This window comes from Pseudonocardia alni (genome assembly GCF_002813375.1).
Lineage (GTDB): Bacteria > Actinomycetota > Actinomycetes > Mycobacteriales > Pseudonocardiaceae > Pseudonocardia > Pseudonocardia alni.
In genome coordinates, this window is the sequence record NZ_PHUJ01000003.1 from 5,131,878 (window position 1) to 5,148,349 (window position 16,472).

Sequence of the window (16,472 nt, forward strand, 5' to 3'; positions counted from 1 at the left end):
ACGCAACGGCCCAGGAGGTCCACGATGACCGTTCCCGAACCGACCCGGCGGGACCCCTCCCGCGACGCGGACGGCGACGGGGGAGGGCTCGCCGAGTTCGGCTACAGCCAGACCCTCGACCGCAGCATCGGCAAGTTCGCCAGCTTCGCGGCCGGGATCAGCTACATCTCGATCCTGACCGGCACGTTCCAGCTGTTCTACTTCGGCTTCGGCACCGGCGGCGCGGCCTACTGGTGGTCCTGGCCGATGGTGTTCGCCGGCCAGTTCATGGTCGCGCTGTCCTTCGCCGAGCTGGCCGGGCGCTACCCGGTCGCCGGGTCGGTCTACAACTGGTCCAAGCAGCTGGCCGGGCCGACCGTGTCCTGGCTGGCCGGCTGGATGATGTTCACCGCCTCGGTGGTGTCGCTGGCGGCGGTCGCGCTGGCCGCGCAGCTGACGTTCCCGCAGATCTGGTCGGGTTTCCAGCTCGTCGGCGACGCCTCCGACGCGGGCGACGCCGCCGTCAACGGCGTGCTGCTCGGCGCGATCCTGATCGTGCTCACCACGGTGATCAACGCGGTCGGGGTGAAGCTGATGGCGCGGATCAACTCCACCGGGGTGTTCATCGAGCTGATCGCCGCCGTCGTCATCGTCGTGGCGCTGCTGCTGAGCATCCGCAACCCCGTCTCGGTGCTGTTCGAGACCCCGGCGCCGGCGGCGGGCGGCGGCGGCTACTTCGGCACGTTCCTGGTCGCGGCGCTCGCCTCGGCCTACGTGATGTACGGCTTCGACACCGCCAGCTCGCTCGGCGAGGAGACGGTCGACCCGCGGCGCACCGCCCCGGCGGCGATCCTGCGCGCGGTCGTCGCGTCGTTCGTGCTCGGTGGGCTGATCCTGCTCGGGATCATCCTGGCCGCACCGGACCTGGCCGACCCGCGCCTGGGCAGCAAGGACGGCGGCGGGCAGCTCGTGCTGCTGGAGGTCGCCGGCGGCACGATCGGCCGGGTCTTCCTGATCACCATCAGCATCGCGGTGATCGTCTGCCTGCTCGCGGTGCACACCGCGGCGATCCGGCTGATGTTCGCGATGGCCCGCGACAACGCACTGCCCGCCGGCTCCGTGCTGGCGCGGATCGACCCGAAGCACAAGACGCCGGTGGTGCCGGCGATCGTCGTCGGGCTGGTCGCAATCCTGATCCTGGTCGCGAACATCGGCGTGCCCGAGGTCTTCACCGCGGTCACCAGCGTCGCGATCATCATGATCTACATCGCGTACCTGCTGGTCACGGTGCCGATGCTGGTGCGGCGGCTGCGCGGGCAGTGGCCGGACGAGGGCCAGAAGGGGTACTTCTCGCTGGGGCGTCTCGGCCTGCCGGTGAACGTGCTCGCGGTGCTGTGGGGCGCGGCGATGGCGATCAACCTGGCCTGGCCGCGCGAGGAGGTCTACGGCACCGGGTGGCTGCGGTTCATCGCGTTCCTGTTCATCGGGGTCGTGGCGCTGGCCGGGCTGGCGTGGTTCCGGCTGCGCGGCCGCCACGGGCTGGGCTGTCTGCCCGAGCACCGGGCGAAGGAGATCGAGCAGGGCATGGGGGAGACGGCGTGACCGACCGGTTCGACTACATCGTGGTGGGTGGCGGCTCGGCGGGCTGCGCGCTCGCCGCGCGGCTCTCGGAGGACCCCGCGGCGCGGGTGCTGCTGCTGGAGGCGGGCCCGTCCGACGTCGGCGACCCGAACATCCTGCGGCTCACCGACTGGATGGCGCTGCTCGACTCCGGCTACGACTGGGACTACCCGGTCGAGCCGCAGGAGCGCGGCAACTCCCACATGCGCCACGCCCGCGCGAAGGTGCTCGGCGGCTGCGGCTCGCACAACTCCTGCATCGCCTTCTGGACCCCGCGCGAGGACCTCGACGAGTGGGCCGCGTCCGGCCTGACCGGCTGGTCCGCCGACGAGTGCTGGCCGCTGATCCGGCGCCTGGAGACCAACGACGGCGACTGGGACGGCCACGGCCGCTCCGGCCCGGTCAACCTCATGCAGATCCCCGCGAAGGACCCCTGCGGCGACGCCGTGCTGGCCGCCGCCGCGCAGGTCGGCATGCCGACGGTGCGGTTCAACGAGGGCCACACCGTCACCGACGGCGCCGGGTACTTCCAGATCAACTCCTTCCCCGACGGCACCCGCGCCTCGGCGTCGGTGTCCTACCTGCATCCGATCCTGGGCTCGCGCCCGAACCTGGAGGTGCGCACCGACTGCTGGGCCTCGCAGGTGCTGTTCGACGGCACCCGCGCCACCGGCGTCGAGTACCAGCGGGGGATCGGCCCGGGCCGCGAGACCGCGCACGCCGAGCGCGAGGTGATCCTCTCCGCGGGGGCGATCGACACCCCGAAGCTGCTGATGCTCTCGGGCATCGGCCCGGGGGAGCACCTGCGCGAGTTCGGCATCGAGGTCCGCTCGGACCTGCCCGGCGTCGGCTCGAACCTCGACGACCACGTCGAGGGCCTGGTCTTCTGGGACGCGGCGAAGCCGATGGTCACCGAGTCGACGCAGTGGTGGGAGATCGGGCTGTTCGCCCGTACCGACCCGGCCCTGGACCGGCCGGACCTGATGATGCACTACGGCTCGGTGCCGTTCGACATGAACACGCTGCGGTGGGGCTACCCGACCACCGACAACGGGTTCTGCCTCACCCCGAACGTCACCCGTGGCCGGTCCCGGGGGACCGTGCGGCTGCGCACCCGCGACTTCCGGGACCGGGCCCGGGTCGACCCGCGCTACTTCACCGACCCCGAGGGCCACGACATGCGGGTGATGACCGCGGGCGTCCGGCTGGCCCGCCGCATCGCCGAGCAGCCGCAGCTGAAGGAGTGGATCGCCGCCGAGCTGGCGCCGGGCCCGGACGCCGTGACCGACGACGAGCTCGCCGACTACATCACCAAGACCCACAACACCGTGTACCACCCGGCGTGCACCGCGCGGATGGGCGCCGACGGCGACCCGGGCGCCGTCCTGGACCCGCAGCTGCGGGTCCGCGGGGTGCAGGGTCTGCGGGTCGCCGACGCGTCGGCGATGCCCTTCCTGCCGGCGATCAACCCGAACATCACCACGATGATGATCGGGGAGAAGAGCTCGGACCTGGTGCGGGCCGCGCACGCCGGCTGACCCGACCGGCCCGGCTCAGCCGGGAACGGGCCGCCAGGAGCCGGTCGACGAGGTCGTCGACCGGGACGTCGTCGGCGGAGTTGTCCAGCGTCACGTGCGTCGCGCCGGTCCGGTGGACGAGGTCACGCTCGAGCCCGCCACGGGCTGACCGCTCAGCCCTCGCCGACGACCTCCACCGTCGCGTGCAGCGGGGTGTCGGACACGGAGAACCCGAGGTGCAGGTCGTAGGTCCCCGGCTCGGTCGCCCACGTCCCGCCCGCACGGTGGCGGAACGCGCGCCGTGACACCGCCACGGTGGCCGTCGTCGTGCCGGGGGCGGCGTCGACGACCGCCCAGCCGGCCAGCCGGCGGGCGGGCCGCTCGACGTCGGAGCCGGGCCGGGACAGGTAGGCCTGCACGACCTGGCGGCCCGCCCGGTGGCCGGTGTTGGTCAGGGTGACCGTCACCGCGACGCCGTCGGCCGACCAGGGCCCGGCGACGGCGTCGTCGAGGGTCCAGGTGGTGTAGCCGAGCCCGTGCCCGAACGGGTAGGCCGGCGTCTCGCCGTGGCGCAGCCAGTTGCGGTGCCCGACGTGCACGCCCTCGTCGTAGCGCAGGACGCCGCCGGTCGGGCGCCCGGAGAGCACCGAGCGCTCCTCGCCGGTGGCGGGCCAGGTGGTCGGCAGCCGCCCGCCCGGCTCGGCGTGCCCGAGCAGCACGTCGGCGACGGCGTCGCCGAAGCGCTCGCCGCCGAACCAGCCGAGCAGCACCGCGGCCACCTCGTCGCGCCAGGGCAGCAGCACCGGGGCACCGGAGTTGACCACCACCACGGTGCGCGGGTTGGCCGCGGCGACGGCCCGGACCAGGTCGTCCTGGTGGCCGGGCAGCGCCAGCGAGGTGCGGTCGAAGCCCTCGCTCTCGATCCGGTCGCTGGTCCCGACCACGACGACGGCGACGTCGCAGGCCGCCGCCAGCGCGGCCGCCGCGGCCACCTCGGTCTGCGGGTCGGCGACGACGGTCTCGGTCCCGACGGTGAGCGCGAACAGTGCCATGCCGGCCTCGCCGCCGGACGGGCGGAACCGGAACACCAGGTCGACCGGTCCGTCGGTGCCGACCTCCCCGGTCACCGAGGGGGCCTCGAAGATCGCCGCGCCCGGACCCTCGTCGCCGGTCAGGACGGCCTCGGTGTCGAGCACCGCCGTCCCGTCGGCGTGCACCGTCACGTGCCCGACGGCGGCGGCCCCGACCCGGTGCGTCCCGGGCTCGGGTGCCCACCGTGCCGACACCTCGACGGTCTCGGCGCCGTCGGGGATCTCGGCGCCCATCCAGATCAGCGAGGCGCCGAGCCGGTGCTCGCTGCGCAGCGCGGAGCCGTCCGCGGCGCGGAACACCGCGCGCAGTCCGGGTTCCCCGGTGACCGGGTCGGTGACCGTGGCCGGGTCGAAGGGCTGCACGCCCTCGGCGACCTGCGCGCCCAGCCGGTACCGCACCCGGTCCTCGCCGAGCGCGGCGCGCAGCCCGTCCAGCGGCGCGACGACCGCGGCAGGTCGGACCGTGGCGCTCCCGCCGCCCTGGGTGCGGGCGAGCGCGGCGTTGTGCCCGAGCACCGCGACCGTGCCGAGCGACGAGGCGTCCCACGGCAGCTCGCCGGTGTTGCGCAGCAGGACGCTGCCCGCGGCGGCGAGCCCGCGGGCCACGGCGGCGCCGTCCTCGGCGGCCGGGACGGCGGGCGGCGTCGGTGCCCCCTCCAGCGCGCCGACCCGGGCGGCCAGGCGCAGCAGCCTCCGCAGCTTGCCGTCGACGACGGATTCCTCGACCTCGCCGTCGCGCACCGCGGCGACCAGGCGCTCGCCCCAGGCGCCCACCGGGCCGGGCATCACCAGGTGCTGCTCGGCGCGCGCCGACGCGACCGTGGTGCGCACCGCGCCCCAGTCCGACATCACGAGCCCGTCGAAGCCCCACTCGCCGGTGAGCGGCTCGGCGAGCAGCGGGTTCTCGCTCATCGTCGCGCCGTTGACGGCGTTGTAGGCCGACATCACCGCCCACGCCCCGGCCCGGGTGACGGCCGGTTCGAACGCGGCCAGGTACAGCTCGTGCAGCGCCCGCTCGTCGACCGCGTTGTCCACGGTGAAGCGCTCGGACTCGGCGTCGTTGGCGACGTAGTGCTTCGGTGTCGCGGCGACCCCGTGCGCCTGCAGCCCCTCCACGTAGGCCGCGGCGAGCTCGCCGGTCAGCAGCGGGTCCTCCGACAGCGCCTCGAAGTGGCGGCCGCCGAAGGGGGTGCGGTGCAGGTTGATCGTCGGCCCGAGGACGACGTCGGCGTGCTGCCGGCGGGCCTCGGCGCCCAGGGCCGAGCCGTAGCGGCGGGCGAGCTCCGGGTCCCAGGTCGCCCCCAGTGCCGTCGACGACGGCAGCGACAGTGACGGCGACCGCTCGTCGAAGCTCTCCCCGCGCACCCCGGACGGGCCGTCCGACAGCACCATCCGGCGCAGCCCGATCGCGGGCTCGGCCGGGGTGGACCAGAAGTCGGCCCCGGTCAGCAGCCGGACCTTCGCCTCCAGATCGAGCCGGGCGATGAGCGTGGTGAGCAGGTCCTCGTCGACGGAAGGCATGGGGCCACCGTACCCGTGAAAACCTAGTGACACTCGGGATTCGTGGGTTAGCCTCGACCGGTGACGACGGGACGCGGGCGCTACGCCAAGGGGCGGCAGCGGCGGGAGCAGATCCTGGACACGGCGCTGGAGGTGTTCGCGACCGGCGGCTTCCACGCGTCGTCGACGAAGGAGATCGCGCGCCGGGTCGGGGTCAGCGAGCCGACCCTGTTCCACTACTTCGGGTCCAAGCAGGCGCTGCTGGTCGCGGTGCTGCAGGCCCGCGACGAGCGCTCCGCCGCCGCGCGCGCCGAGCCCGGGAGCGGCCCCGAGGCGCTGCTGGAGACCGTGCGCGACAACGGGTCCGAGCCCGGTCTGGTCCGGCTGTACGCGGTCACCTCGGCCGAGGCGACCGACCCGGGCCACGCCGCCCACGACTGGTTCGCCCGGCGCTACGACCGGCTGCGGACCGCGCTCGCCGCGGAGCTGGAGCCCGGAGCGGGTCCGGGTGCGGACCCCGGTGCCGACCCCGGAGCCGGCGCGGCGCCCGCCGGGGAGCTCACCCCGGACCGGGTGGCCCGGCTGCTGCTGGCCGCGGCCGACGGGCTGCAGGTCCAGTGGCTGCTCGACCGCCCTCCCGGCGGCGCCCCGGTCGCCCCGGCCGACCCCGGCGGGTTCGACATGGCGGCCGACCTGCGTGCCCTCGTCGCGGCGCTCGTCCCGCCGCGGTGACGACGCCCGGGGGCGCTCAGCGGGTCCAGAGCGCGGCGGGCAGCTCCCGCGCCGCCTCCACCAGGCTCGGCCCGTACCAGGTCAGCAGCCGCCCGCTGACCAGCGCCGACGGCGCGTCGAACGCCTCGGGCCCGTCGTCGGCGGTGAACAGGTACGGCTCGTCGGGCAGCACGACGAGGTCGTGCTCCGGCAGCGCCGCGGGGTCGATCCGCGGGTAGCGCTCGGGGGAGCCGGCGAGTGCGTTGTCGATCCCGATCCGGTCCAGCACCGCGCCGGTGAAGGTGTCCGAGCCGACGGCCATCCACGGCCGCCGCCAGATCGGCACCACGGCGCGCCGCCGCGGCGACGCGGGCTCGACGTCGGCCCACAGCTCGCGGGCCTCGCGCAGCCAGCCGGGTTCGCCGAGCCCGCAGGCGTCGAGCAGTCGGCCCAGCGAGGCGAGGCCGCCGTCGACGTCGCGGATGTCGGTGACGTAGACCGGCAGCCCCGCGGCGCGCAGCGCGTCCAGATCGGGGAGGCGGTTCTCCTCCTGGTTGGCGACGACCAGGTCCGGGGCCAGCGCGACGATCCGCTCGACGTCGGGGTTCTTCGTCCCCCGGATCCGTTCCGCGCCGAGGTCGCCGGGGTGGGTGCACCAGTCGGTCGCGCCGACGACGATGCCGGGCGCGGTCGCCTCCAGTGCCTCGGTCAGCGACGGCACGATCGACACGACCCGCCGCACGCTGCCCGGGACTCCGACCTCGCGTCCCTCGTCGTCGACCGGTGCCGCAGTCCGCGCAGTCATGGGGCCGACGGTATCCCGGGGCCGGGCCGGACGCGTCCCCGTCGAGCACCGCGGCCGTCCGCCGGGCCCGCCGACCCCGGTTCACCCGTGGTCGGCCAGCCACCGTGGCCCGTGCCGGACGACGAACGCCCGCAGGTCCCGCACCGGCGCCGTCGGCCGCGGGTCGGCCGCGTGCACCATCCCCAGCGTCCGCACGGTGTGCGGGCTGCGCACCGGCACCTGCACCACCCCCGGCACGTCCGGCCCGGCGGGGAGCAGCGCGACGCCCAGCCCGGCCCCGACCAGACCGCGCAGCGTCGCCGTCTCCCCGCCCTCGAACGCCCGGCGCGGGCGGAACCCGGCCTGCGCGCACCACGACTCCACCACCCCCTGCAGCCCGTAACCGCGGGCGAACAGCAGGAACGGGTCGTCGGCGACCTCGGCGAGGTCCGCGGCACCAGCGCCCGCCAGCCGGTGCCCGGACGGCACCGCGAGGCGCAGCTCCTCCTCGGCCAGCGGGGTCGCGACCAGGCCCGGCTCGTCGGGCACGGGGGAGGTGAGGGCCAGGTCGACCCGGCCGTCACGGACCCGTTCCAGCAGTGCCGCGTGCGGCACCTGCACCAGCTCGATCCGCACCCGCGGGTGGTGCTCCCGGAACTCCCGCAGGATCCCCGGCACCGCGAAGGTGCCCATCGTCCCGAGGAAGCCGAGCGCGACCCGGCCGGTGACCGGGTCGGCGTCGCCCGCCAGCTCGGCGACGCCCGCACCGAGCTCGGCCAGCGCGGCCTCGGCCCGCGGCAGCAGCGTCCGCCCGGCCGCGGTCAGCGCCAGCCCGCGCCCGGACCGCCGGAACAGCGCGACGCCCAGTTCGCTCTCCAGCCGGGCGATCGCCCGCGACAGCGTGGGCTGCGGGACCCCGATCCGCTCCGCGGCGCGGGTGAGGTGACCGTCGCGCGCGACCGCGACGAAGCGGTGCAGCGCCGGTGCCAACGACTCATGCATCAATGCATGCTACCTCGACGACACATGCATTGGACGCATCCGACGCCGACGCCTACGGTCGTGTGCGATGACAACGACCGAGCGTCCCCCGGCTCCGACCGCCACCCGGTCCGCCCCGCCCCACGAGCGCGGCACCCCCGGCTACCGGCGGCTCGGCATCGCCCTGTGGCTCTCGGGTCTGGCGACGTTCGTGCTGGTCTACAGCGTGCAGGGGCTGCTGCCGACGCTCTCGGCGGAGTTCGGCGTGCCCTCGTCGACGGCCAGCCTGGTCCTGTCGGCGACGACCGGCACCCTCGCCCTCGCCGTACTGCCGCTGTCCGCGCTCACCGAGTCCTGGGGCCGCGCGCGGGTCATGACCTGGGCGCTCGCGGCGTCGGCGGTCCTCGCACTGCTCGCCCCGCTGGCGCCCACCTTCGAAACCCTCGTCGTCGTCCGCGGGCTGCAGGGCATCGCCCTCGCGGCGCTGCCGGCCCTGTCGATGGCCCACCTCACCCACGAGGTCGCGCCGCGGCACCTCGGCGGCGCGGTCGGGCTGCTCATCGCCGGCAACACCCTCGGCGGGCTGTCCGGGCGGCTCGTCGCGTCCTGGGTCGCCGAGCTCGGCGGCTGGCGGGCCGGACTCGCCGCCGTCGGTGCGGTCTCGGTGCTCGCGACCGTCGCGTTCCGGCTGCTCCTGCCGCCCGCGACGGCGCCCGCCCCGGCCCGCACGCGCCTGCGCGACCTCGGTGGACCGCTGCGCCGCCACCTCACCGACCGGGGCCTGCTCTGTCTGTTCGGGATGGCGTTCCTGCTGATGGGCGCGTTCGTGACCGTCTACAACTACCTCGGGTTCCGGCTGCTGGCCCCGCCGTTCTCGCTGCCCGGCACCCTGGTGGGGCTGGTGTTCCTCGGCTATCTCGCCGGCAGCTGGGCCTCCACCGGCGCGGGCAGGCTGGGGGACCGGTTCGGGCGCCGCCCGGTGCTGTGGGTGGCGACGCTGGTCGCGCTCGGCGGGATCTGGGTGACCCTGCCCGACCTGCTCCTCACCACCCTGGCCGGCCTGCTGCTGGTGACCGTCGGCTTCTTCGGCGCCCACTCGGTCGCCAGCTCCTGGGTGGGGCGGCGCTCGGCGATGCTGCCCGGTGCGGTGCCGGCCCAGGCGTCGTCGCTCTACCTGGTCGGCTACTACGCCGGGTCCAGCATCGGCGGCGCCGTCGGCGGGGTCGCCTACGACCACGCCGGCTGGGCGGGCGTCGTCGGCTACGTCAGCGCCCTGCTGGCCGGGGCGCTGGGCCTCGCCCTGGTCCTGCGGCGCACCCCGGCCCCCGCCTGAGCCCGGTTCAGAACAGCAGGAGGGCCACGACCGCGCCGAGCAGCAGCAGCGCGGCCAGCACCAGCAGCAGCGCTCCGGCCCTGCGACGGCGGTCCGCGGCGGCACCGTCGTCGTGGTCGACCTCGGCCAGCGTGCTGTCCAGCGCGTGCGTCCCCGCCCCGTCCCCGGGTACCCCCGGCGCGGCCGGGACGGTGTCGTCACCGGCGGGTCGCTCCCGGGTGCCGACCGGCGGGGGAGCCGGGTCGCCGTGCACCGCGCGCAGCCGGGCGGCGAGTGCCGCGGCGTCGCGCGGGCGCCGGTCCGGGTCCTTGGCCAGGGCCTGCAGGAGCACCTCCTCCAGCGCGGGTGGGACGCCCGGGCGCAGCGACGACGGCCGTGGCGGCGTCTCCCGCAGGTGCGCCACGACCACCGCGAGCGGGTCGGCGTCGGTGAACGGCGGCCGTCCGGTGAGCGCGGTGAACAGGCAGCAGGCCAGCGCGTACAGATCCGCACGGCCGTCGAGGTGCGCGGCGCCGCGGCCCTGCTCGGGGGCCAGGTAGAGCGGGGTGCCGATCACATGACCGGTCCGGGTGCGCCCGGCGCCGTCGCCGAGGCGCGCGATGCCGAAGTCGGTCACGACGACGGTCCCGTCCGGGCGCAGGATGATGTTGCCGGGGGTGACGTCGCGGTGCACCACCCCGGCCCGGTGCGCGGCGGCGAGCGCCTCGGACACGGCAGCCCCGATCCGGGTCACCTCCCGCGGCTCCAGCGGGCCGGTCCGCCCGATGCGCCGCGCGAGGGTCTCGCCCTCGACGTAGGACATGACGACCCAGGCCGTGTGCCCGGTCGTGCCGGTGTCGTGCACGGTGACGACGCCGGGGTGGTCGATCGCGGCGGCGGCGCGGGCCTCGTCGCGCAGCCGGGCGACGTCGCCGTGGTCGCCCGCGCGCAGCAGCAGCTTGACCGCGACCGGGCGGTCCAGCTCCCGGTCGTGGGCCAGGTGCACCGTCGACATCCCGCCCCGGCCGAGCACGTGGCGCAGCTCGTAGCGCCCGCCCACCACGTCACCCGCGCCCGGCAGGCCGGCCGGGATCTCGTCGGTGCGTTCCGGTCCGGCCGCGCCCGGCAGCTCGGCCGTCCCGCTCACGACGCCGGCAGCGTCCGCTGCGTGCTCTCCGGGTGCCCGGCGCCGATCAGCTCGTCGAACAGGTAGCCGTGGTCCAGCATCGCCCGGCGCAGCGACTCCGTGTCGGCGTCGTCCTCGGCGACGGCGACGGCGTGTGCCGCACGGTAGTGCCCGACCAGGTCGGGGTGGTCGACCGAGATCATCTCCTCGCGCTCGGAGAAGTGCTCGACCGGGTAGCCGCGGGTGCGCATCACCTGCTGCAGCAGCAGGTCGGTGTCGCGCAGCCCGGCCCGCGGGGTGCGGACGAAGGCGTTCTGCGCACCCGCGAAGTCCCCGGCGAACCGCTCGCGCTCGTCGGCGTCGAGGTCGCGCACGTCCAGCTCCCGGCGCCGGCTCAGCCGACGGCGCAGCTCGGTCTCGCCGCGGTCCTTCCCACCGGACTGCTCGACGACGTGGTCGTACTCCTGCCCGAAGTGCCGGCGCAGGGCGGCGGTCCTCCGGCGGCCGCGCACCCGGGACCCGACCACGAGGGCCAGGCCCAGCACGACCAGTACCACGACGGCGACGACGACCCACAGCATGACGTCCGGTGACATCGGTGATCCCCCTCCGGGACGAGACCCGTCCGAGCAGCATCCCGCCCCGCCGGCGATCACGCGCGGTGAACAAGGGCAGGTCCCTCCGCATGGAGGAGTGACGCTCCGGAACACGGGGTGCGCTGCTCCGTCCGCGTACGCAGGTGTGCGACACGCCGGGAGACGGTGCTCCGGGCAGGTGGAATCGTCTTCGGAACGGGAGGACATGTGTCCGTTTCGTCACCCGTGTGGAGCACACCCCCGCCGTCCGGCACGCTCCGCCGTCTGCCACGGTGGAGAAGCCCCCACCACCCCAGCAGCACCCCGGGAGGACCCCCGATGAAGAAGGCCGGTCGCAAGCTCTCCAAGGCCGCCGAGTCGTTCGTCGAGGCCATCGGCATCCTCGGCGGGTGGAACCGCGGGCGTCGCCGGAGCCGGTCCCGCCGCTGACGTGGGTGGGCGTTGCCACCGCCCGACTGTTTAGCTTGTGGTAAGCACATCATGTCCGGTTCCTCCGGGAAGACAGGTGTGCCCACCACGTGACCGACGCCGCCCACGACACCCACCGCCCGGCCGGGGACGGCTCCGCCGGGCCACCCGGCGAGGACCCGCTGCCCCGGCGCGTGCCGGTCTTCGCCGTCGTCGGTCTGGCGCTGCTGATGTTCTCCCTCGACGGGACGTCGGTCGCCACCGCGCTGACGACGATCAGCGGCGACCTCGGCGCCGACCTGGCCTGGACCGGCTGGGTCGTGACCGTCGCCGCCGTCGGGCAGATCCTGGCGTTGCCACTGGGCGGCTGGCTGTCCGACCGCTTCGGCGGCCGGCGGATGTTCCTGGCCGGGGTCGCCGTGTTCACGGTGATGTCCGGGCTGAGCGCGCTCAGCCCCTCGATCGGCGTGCTCATCGCCTGCCGGCTGGTGCAGGGCCTCGCCGGCGGCGTGATGCTGCCGGCCGCCAACGGGATCGTCGCGCACCAGTTCGGACGTGACCGGGACCGGGCGCTCGCCCTGTTCACCAGCGTCTTCCCGATCGGCGCGATCCTCGGACCGCTGGTCGGCGGGCTGGTGCTCACCACCTGGACCTGGCACGGCATCTTCCTGGTGAACGTGCCGATCGGGATCCTGCTCGTCGCCGTCGGGCTGGCCCTGGTCGACGACCCTCCGCACCGGCGGACCGCGCGGATCGACGCCGTCGGGATCGCGCTGCTCGTCGTGACCCTGCTGGCCACGATGCTCACCATCACCCGGCTCGGCTCGCCGGGGTCGGGGCCCGGCTGGACCGCCCTGGCCGGGGTGGTCGCGCTGACGGCGGGTGCGGTGTTCGTCCGGCACGCCCGGCGACGGCCCGACGCGGTCGTCCCGGTGCACCTGCTCGCCGGGCGCGGTCTGGGCATCATGAACGTCACCAACGTCGTCTTCGGCGCCGTGGTGATCGGGTTCTCGGCGACCCTGCCGCTCTACGCCCAGGTCCGCTACGACCTGCCCGCGTTCGTCGCCGGAGCGCTGCTGACCGGCCGCGCGATCGGCACCATCGTCACCTCGGCGGCCGCGGTCGCGCTGCTGCGCCGGCTGGGCTTCCGGCCGCTGCTGCTCGGGGGCCTGGTCGCCGTCGTCGCCGGGCTGGTGGTCACTGCGGTCGCGCCCCTGTTCGGCGGGCCCACGGTGTGGCTGCTCGCCGGCTCCACCCTGCTCGGCCTGGGCACGGGCCTGTCCGGGCCGGCCGCCAACAACGCCGGCATGCACCTGGTGCCCGACGAGGTCGCTGCGGTGTCCGGGCTGCGCATCATGTTCCGGCAGATGGGCGGCATCGCCGCGGTGTCGGTGCTGACCGCCGCCGTCACCGCCGCCGAGGACCCGGGCGTGGCCGCCGGGATCGCCTACGGGGTGCTGGCGGTGGCGCTCGCGGTGGTCGGCCTGGCGGCCGCGCGGATCCCGAACCGGCGCGGCCGCTGGTGAGGGAGGCGGGGCCGGGTGGACCGGCCCCGCCCGCCGTCACATGTTGCGCCGGTACTGTCCGCCGACCTCGAAGAACGCCGTCGTCAGCTGACCCAGCGAGCACACCCGCGCGGCCCGCATCAGCTCGTCGAACACGTTGCCGTCACCGGTCGCGACGTCCTGCAGCCGCCGCAGCGCCTGCTCGGCCTCGGTGCGGTGCCGGGACTGGAAGTCCGCGAGCCGGTCGAGCTGGGACTGCTTCTCGGCCTCGGTGGCGCGGGCCAGCTCGATCTCCTGGTGCGCCTCGTCCGGGTCGGCCGGCTTGAGGAAGGTGTTGACGCCGACGATCGGCAGCTCACCGGTGTGCTTGCGGTGCTCGTAGAGCATCGACTCGTCCTGGATCCGGCCGCGCTGGTAGCCGGTCTCCATCGCGCCCAGCACGCCGCCGCGCTCGGCGATCGACTCGAACTCGCGCAGCACGGCCTCCTCGACCAGGTCGGTGAGCTCGTCGACGACGAACGAGCCCTGCAGCGGGTTCTCGTTCAGCGACAGACCCCACTCCTTGTTGATGATCATCTGGATGGCCATCGCGCGGCGCACCGACTCCTGCGTGGGCGTGGTGACCGCCTCGTCGTAGGCGTTGGTGTGCAGGGAGTTCGCGTTGTCGTAGAGCGCGCAGAGCGCCTGCAGCGTGGTGCGGATGTCGTTGAAGTTCATCTCCTGCGCGTGCAGGGACCGTCCCGAGGTCTGGACGTGGTACTTCAGCTTCTGGGAGCGCTCGTTGGCCCCGTAGCGCTCCTTCATCGCGACCGCCCAGATGCGGCGGGCGACCCGGCCGATCACCGTGTACTCGGCGTCCATGCCGTTGGAGAAGAAGAACGACAGGTTCGGCGCGAAGTCGTCGACGTCCATACCGCGCGCCAGGTAGCTCTCGACGAAGGTGAACCCGTTCGCGAGGGTGAAGGCGAGCTGGCTGATCGGGTTCGCCCCGGCCTCGGCGATGTGGTAGCCGGAGATCGAGACGGAGTAGAAGTTGCGCACCTTGTGCGCGATGAACCACTCCTGGATGTCGGCCATCATCCGCAGCGAGAACTCGGTGGAGAAGATGCAGGTGTTCTGGCCCTGGTCCTCCTTGAGGATGTCGGCCTGCACCGTGCCCCGGACGTTCGCCAGCGCGTAGGCGACGAGCTCCTCGCGCTCACCCCCGTCGGGCTCGCGGCCCTGCTCGTCGCGGAACCGGTCGACCTGCTGGTCGATCGCGGTGTTGAGGAAGTAGGCGAGGATCGTCGGCGCCGGGCCGTTGATCGTCATCGACACGGAGGTCGTCGGCGAGCACAGGTCGAAGCCGTCGTAGAGGGCCTTGAGGTCGTCCAGGGTCGCGATCGAGACGCCCGAGGTGCCGACCTTGCCGTAGATGTCGGGGCGGGTGTCCGGGTCGTGGCCGTAGAGGGTGACCGAGTCGAACGCCGTGGACAGCCGCTTGGCCTCCGAGCTCTCCGACAGGTACTTGAACCGCCGGTTGGTGCGGAACGGGTCGCCCTCGCCGGCGAACATGCGGGCCGGGTCCTCACCCTCCCGCTTGAACGGGAACACCCCGGCGGTGAAGGGGTAGAAGCCGGGCAGGTTCTCCCGGCGCAGGAAGCGCAGCAGCGCGGCGTCGTCGTCGAACTTCGGCAGCGCGACCCGGCGCACCGGGTTGCCGGACAGCGTCTCGCGGGTCAGCTTCGTGCGGAACTCCTTGTCCCGCACGGTGTAGACGTACTCGTCGCCGGAGTAGTCCTCGACCCGCGACGGCCAGGACTCCAGCAGCTCGGCGGACTCGGCGGGGACCTTCTTCTCCGCGGCGCGCAGCGCCTCGTCCAGGTCGTCGCCGCCGACCAGCTCGGCGGCGGTGCGCAGGTGCTGCGCGGTGCGGACCGCCCGGGCGTGGGTCTCGGTGTCGGCGTGGTAGTCCCGCACCGCACCGGCGATGTCGGCGAGGTAGCGGACCCGCTCCGGCGGGATGACGGCCGCGTAGTCGCTGGAGGTCTTGGTGTCGACGCGGGGGAGACGTCCCTCGCCGACGGTCAGGCCGCCCTCGGCGAGCAGGTCGCGCAGGTGCTGGTAGAGCGCGGTGACGCCGTCGTCGTTGAAGGTGGCGGCCGAGGTGCCGTAGACCGGCATGTCCTCCCAGGTCGCGCCGAACTCCTCGCGGTTGCGCACCAGCTGGCGGCCGACGTCACGGCGGGCGTCCTCGGCGCCACGGCGCTCGAACTTGTTGATCGCGACGACGTCGGCGAAGTCCAACATGTCGATCTTCTCGAGCTGGGAGGCGGCACCGAACTCCGGCGTCATCACGTACAGCGAGTGGTCGACGAACGGGACGATGCCCGCGTCGCCCTGGCCGATGCCGGGCGTCTCGACGACCACCAGGTCGAACCCGGCGGAGCGGAGCACCGCGATGGTGTCGCCGAGTCGCTCGGGCAGCGAGCCGCCGTCGTTGCCGCGGGTGGCGAGGCTGCGGAAGAACACCCGGTCACCGGACAGCGCGTTCATCCGGATGCGGTCGCCGAGCAGCGCGCCACCGCCCTTGCGCCGGGTCGGGTCCACCGCGAGCACCGCGATGCGGAGCTTGTCCTCCTGGTCGAGCCGGAACCGGCGGACCAGCTCGTCGGTCAACGAGGACTTGCCGGAGCCGCCGGTGCCGGTGATGCCGAGGACCGGCACCGGGCGCTCGGAGGCGGCGATGCGCTCGCGGACCTCGTCGGGCAGCGTCCCGGTCTCGGCCATCGTGAGCGCGCGGGCGAGGGTTGCGGTCTCGCCGGAGAACACCCCGTCTGCGAAGGCGGAGCCGACCGCGGACGCCGACGACGCGCCCTCGGCGGTCAGGTCGGTGTCGCACTCCCGGATCATGATGTTGATCATTCCGGGGAGGCCCAGGTGCTGGCCGTCCTCGGGGGAGAAGATGCGCGCGACACCGCGGGAGTGCAGCAGCTCGATCTCCTCGGGGACGATCACGCCGCCGCCCCCGCCGTAGACCCTGATGTGGCCGGCGCCGCGCTCGCGCAGCAGCTCGACCAGGTAGGAAAAGTACTCGACGTGCCCGCCCTGGTAGGACGAGATGGCGATGCCCTGCACGTCCTCCTGGATCGCGGCGGTCACGACCTCGTCGACCGAGCGGTTGTGGCCGAGGTGGATCACCTCGGCGCCCTGTCGCTGCAGGATCCGGCGCATGATGTTGATGGCGGCGTCGTGCCCGTCGAACAGGCTGGCCGCGGTCACGAAACGGACCGGGTGCGTGGGGACGTGCAGCTCGGCCTGTGCGTTCGTGTCCGTGCTCATCGGGGACGTTCCTCCCGCCGG

The 16,472-nt window shown here is 74.2% G+C and carries 11 protein-coding genes; 5 read left to right on the top strand and 6 right to left on the bottom strand.

All coding sequences use genetic code 11. The annotated features are described in order from the left end of the window. Positions 1 to 24 precede the first annotated feature (24 nt). Both ATL51_RS25290 and ATL51_RS25295 read left to right on the top strand, forming a co-directional pair. The gene (locus ATL51_RS25290) at positions 25 to 1,581 is read left to right on the top strand and encodes an APC family permease (protein WP_100880141.1); all 1,557 of its coding nucleotides are present in this window, start codon (positions 25 to 27) and stop codon (positions 1,579 to 1,581) included. Further along, positions 1,578 to 3,137, top strand: coding sequence for a GMC family oxidoreductase (locus tag ATL51_RS25295; RefSeq protein WP_100880142.1), 1,560 nt, complete (start codon positions 1,578 to 1,580; stop codon positions 3,135 to 3,137). The genes ATL51_RS25290 and ATL51_RS25295 overlap by 4 nt, the downstream gene beginning before the upstream one ends. Positions 3,138 to 3,289: 152 nt before the next feature. Here the strand turns inward: ATL51_RS25295 and ATL51_RS25300 are convergent, their stop codons facing one another. Beyond that, a complete protein-coding gene (locus tag ATL51_RS25300) occupies positions 3,290 to 5,728 on the bottom strand; it encodes a glycoside hydrolase family 3 C-terminal domain-containing protein (RefSeq protein WP_100880143.1) in 2,439 nt (812 codons plus the stop codon). A gap of 60 nt (positions 5,729 to 5,788) precedes the next feature. Here ATL51_RS25300 and ATL51_RS25305 point away from each other — a divergent pair, with 60 nt between their 5' ends. Then, positions 5,789 to 6,439, top strand: coding sequence for a TetR/AcrR family transcriptional regulator (locus tag ATL51_RS25305; RefSeq protein ID WP_100880144.1), 651 nt, complete (start codon positions 5,789 to 5,791; stop codon positions 6,437 to 6,439). A gap of 16 nt (positions 6,440 to 6,455) precedes the next feature. Here the strand turns inward: ATL51_RS25305 and ATL51_RS25310 are convergent, their stop codons facing one another. Both ATL51_RS25310 and ATL51_RS25315 read right to left on the bottom strand, forming a co-directional pair. Then, entirely contained in the window at positions 6,456 to 7,223 is a 768-nt protein-coding gene (locus ATL51_RS25310; RefSeq protein WP_100880145.1) for a helical backbone metal receptor, read from the bottom strand. Between the two features lie 81 nt (positions 7,224 to 7,304). Continuing rightward, positions 7,305 to 8,204, bottom strand: coding sequence for a LysR substrate-binding domain-containing protein (locus ATL51_RS25315; protein ID WP_100880146.1), 900 nt, complete (start codon positions 8,202 to 8,204; stop codon positions 7,305 to 7,307). A 67-nt stretch (positions 8,205 to 8,271) separates the two neighbouring features. Here ATL51_RS25315 and ATL51_RS25320 point away from each other — a divergent pair, with 67 nt between their 5' ends. After that, the gene (locus ATL51_RS25320; protein ID WP_073574040.1) at positions 8,272 to 9,516 is read left to right on the top strand and encodes an MFS transporter; all 1,245 of its coding nucleotides are present in this window, start codon (positions 8,272 to 8,274) and stop codon (positions 9,514 to 9,516) included. Between the two features lie 7 nt (positions 9,517 to 9,523). On the opposite strand, the gene ATL51_RS25325 is transcribed toward ATL51_RS25320, so the two are convergent. Further along, a complete protein-coding gene (locus ATL51_RS25325) occupies positions 9,524 to 10,642 on the bottom strand; it encodes a serine/threonine-protein kinase (RefSeq protein ID WP_100880147.1) in 1,119 nt (372 codons plus the stop codon). Further along, a complete protein-coding gene (locus tag ATL51_RS25330) occupies positions 10,639 to 11,217 on the bottom strand; it encodes a hypothetical protein (RefSeq protein ID WP_073574038.1) in 579 nt (192 codons plus the stop codon). Before ATL51_RS25330 ends, ATL51_RS25325 begins: the two co-directional genes overlap by 4 nt. Positions 11,218 to 11,735: 518 nt before the next feature. On the opposite strand from ATL51_RS25330, the gene ATL51_RS25335 reads away from it, so the two are divergent. After that, positions 11,736 to 13,151: an MFS transporter gene (locus ATL51_RS25335; RefSeq protein ID WP_100880148.1), complete on the top strand. Its 1,416-nt coding sequence runs from the start codon at positions 11,736 to 11,738 to the stop codon at positions 13,149 to 13,151. A gap of 36 nt (positions 13,152 to 13,187) precedes the next feature. On the opposite strand, the gene icmF is transcribed toward ATL51_RS25335, so the two are convergent. Beyond that, the gene (gene icmF / locus ATL51_RS25340; protein WP_100880149.1) at positions 13,188 to 16,451 is read right to left on the bottom strand and encodes a fused isobutyryl-CoA mutase/GTPase IcmF; all 3,264 of its coding nucleotides are present in this window, start codon (positions 16,449 to 16,451) and stop codon (positions 13,188 to 13,190) included. Positions 16,452 to 16,472: the final 21 nt, after the last annotated feature.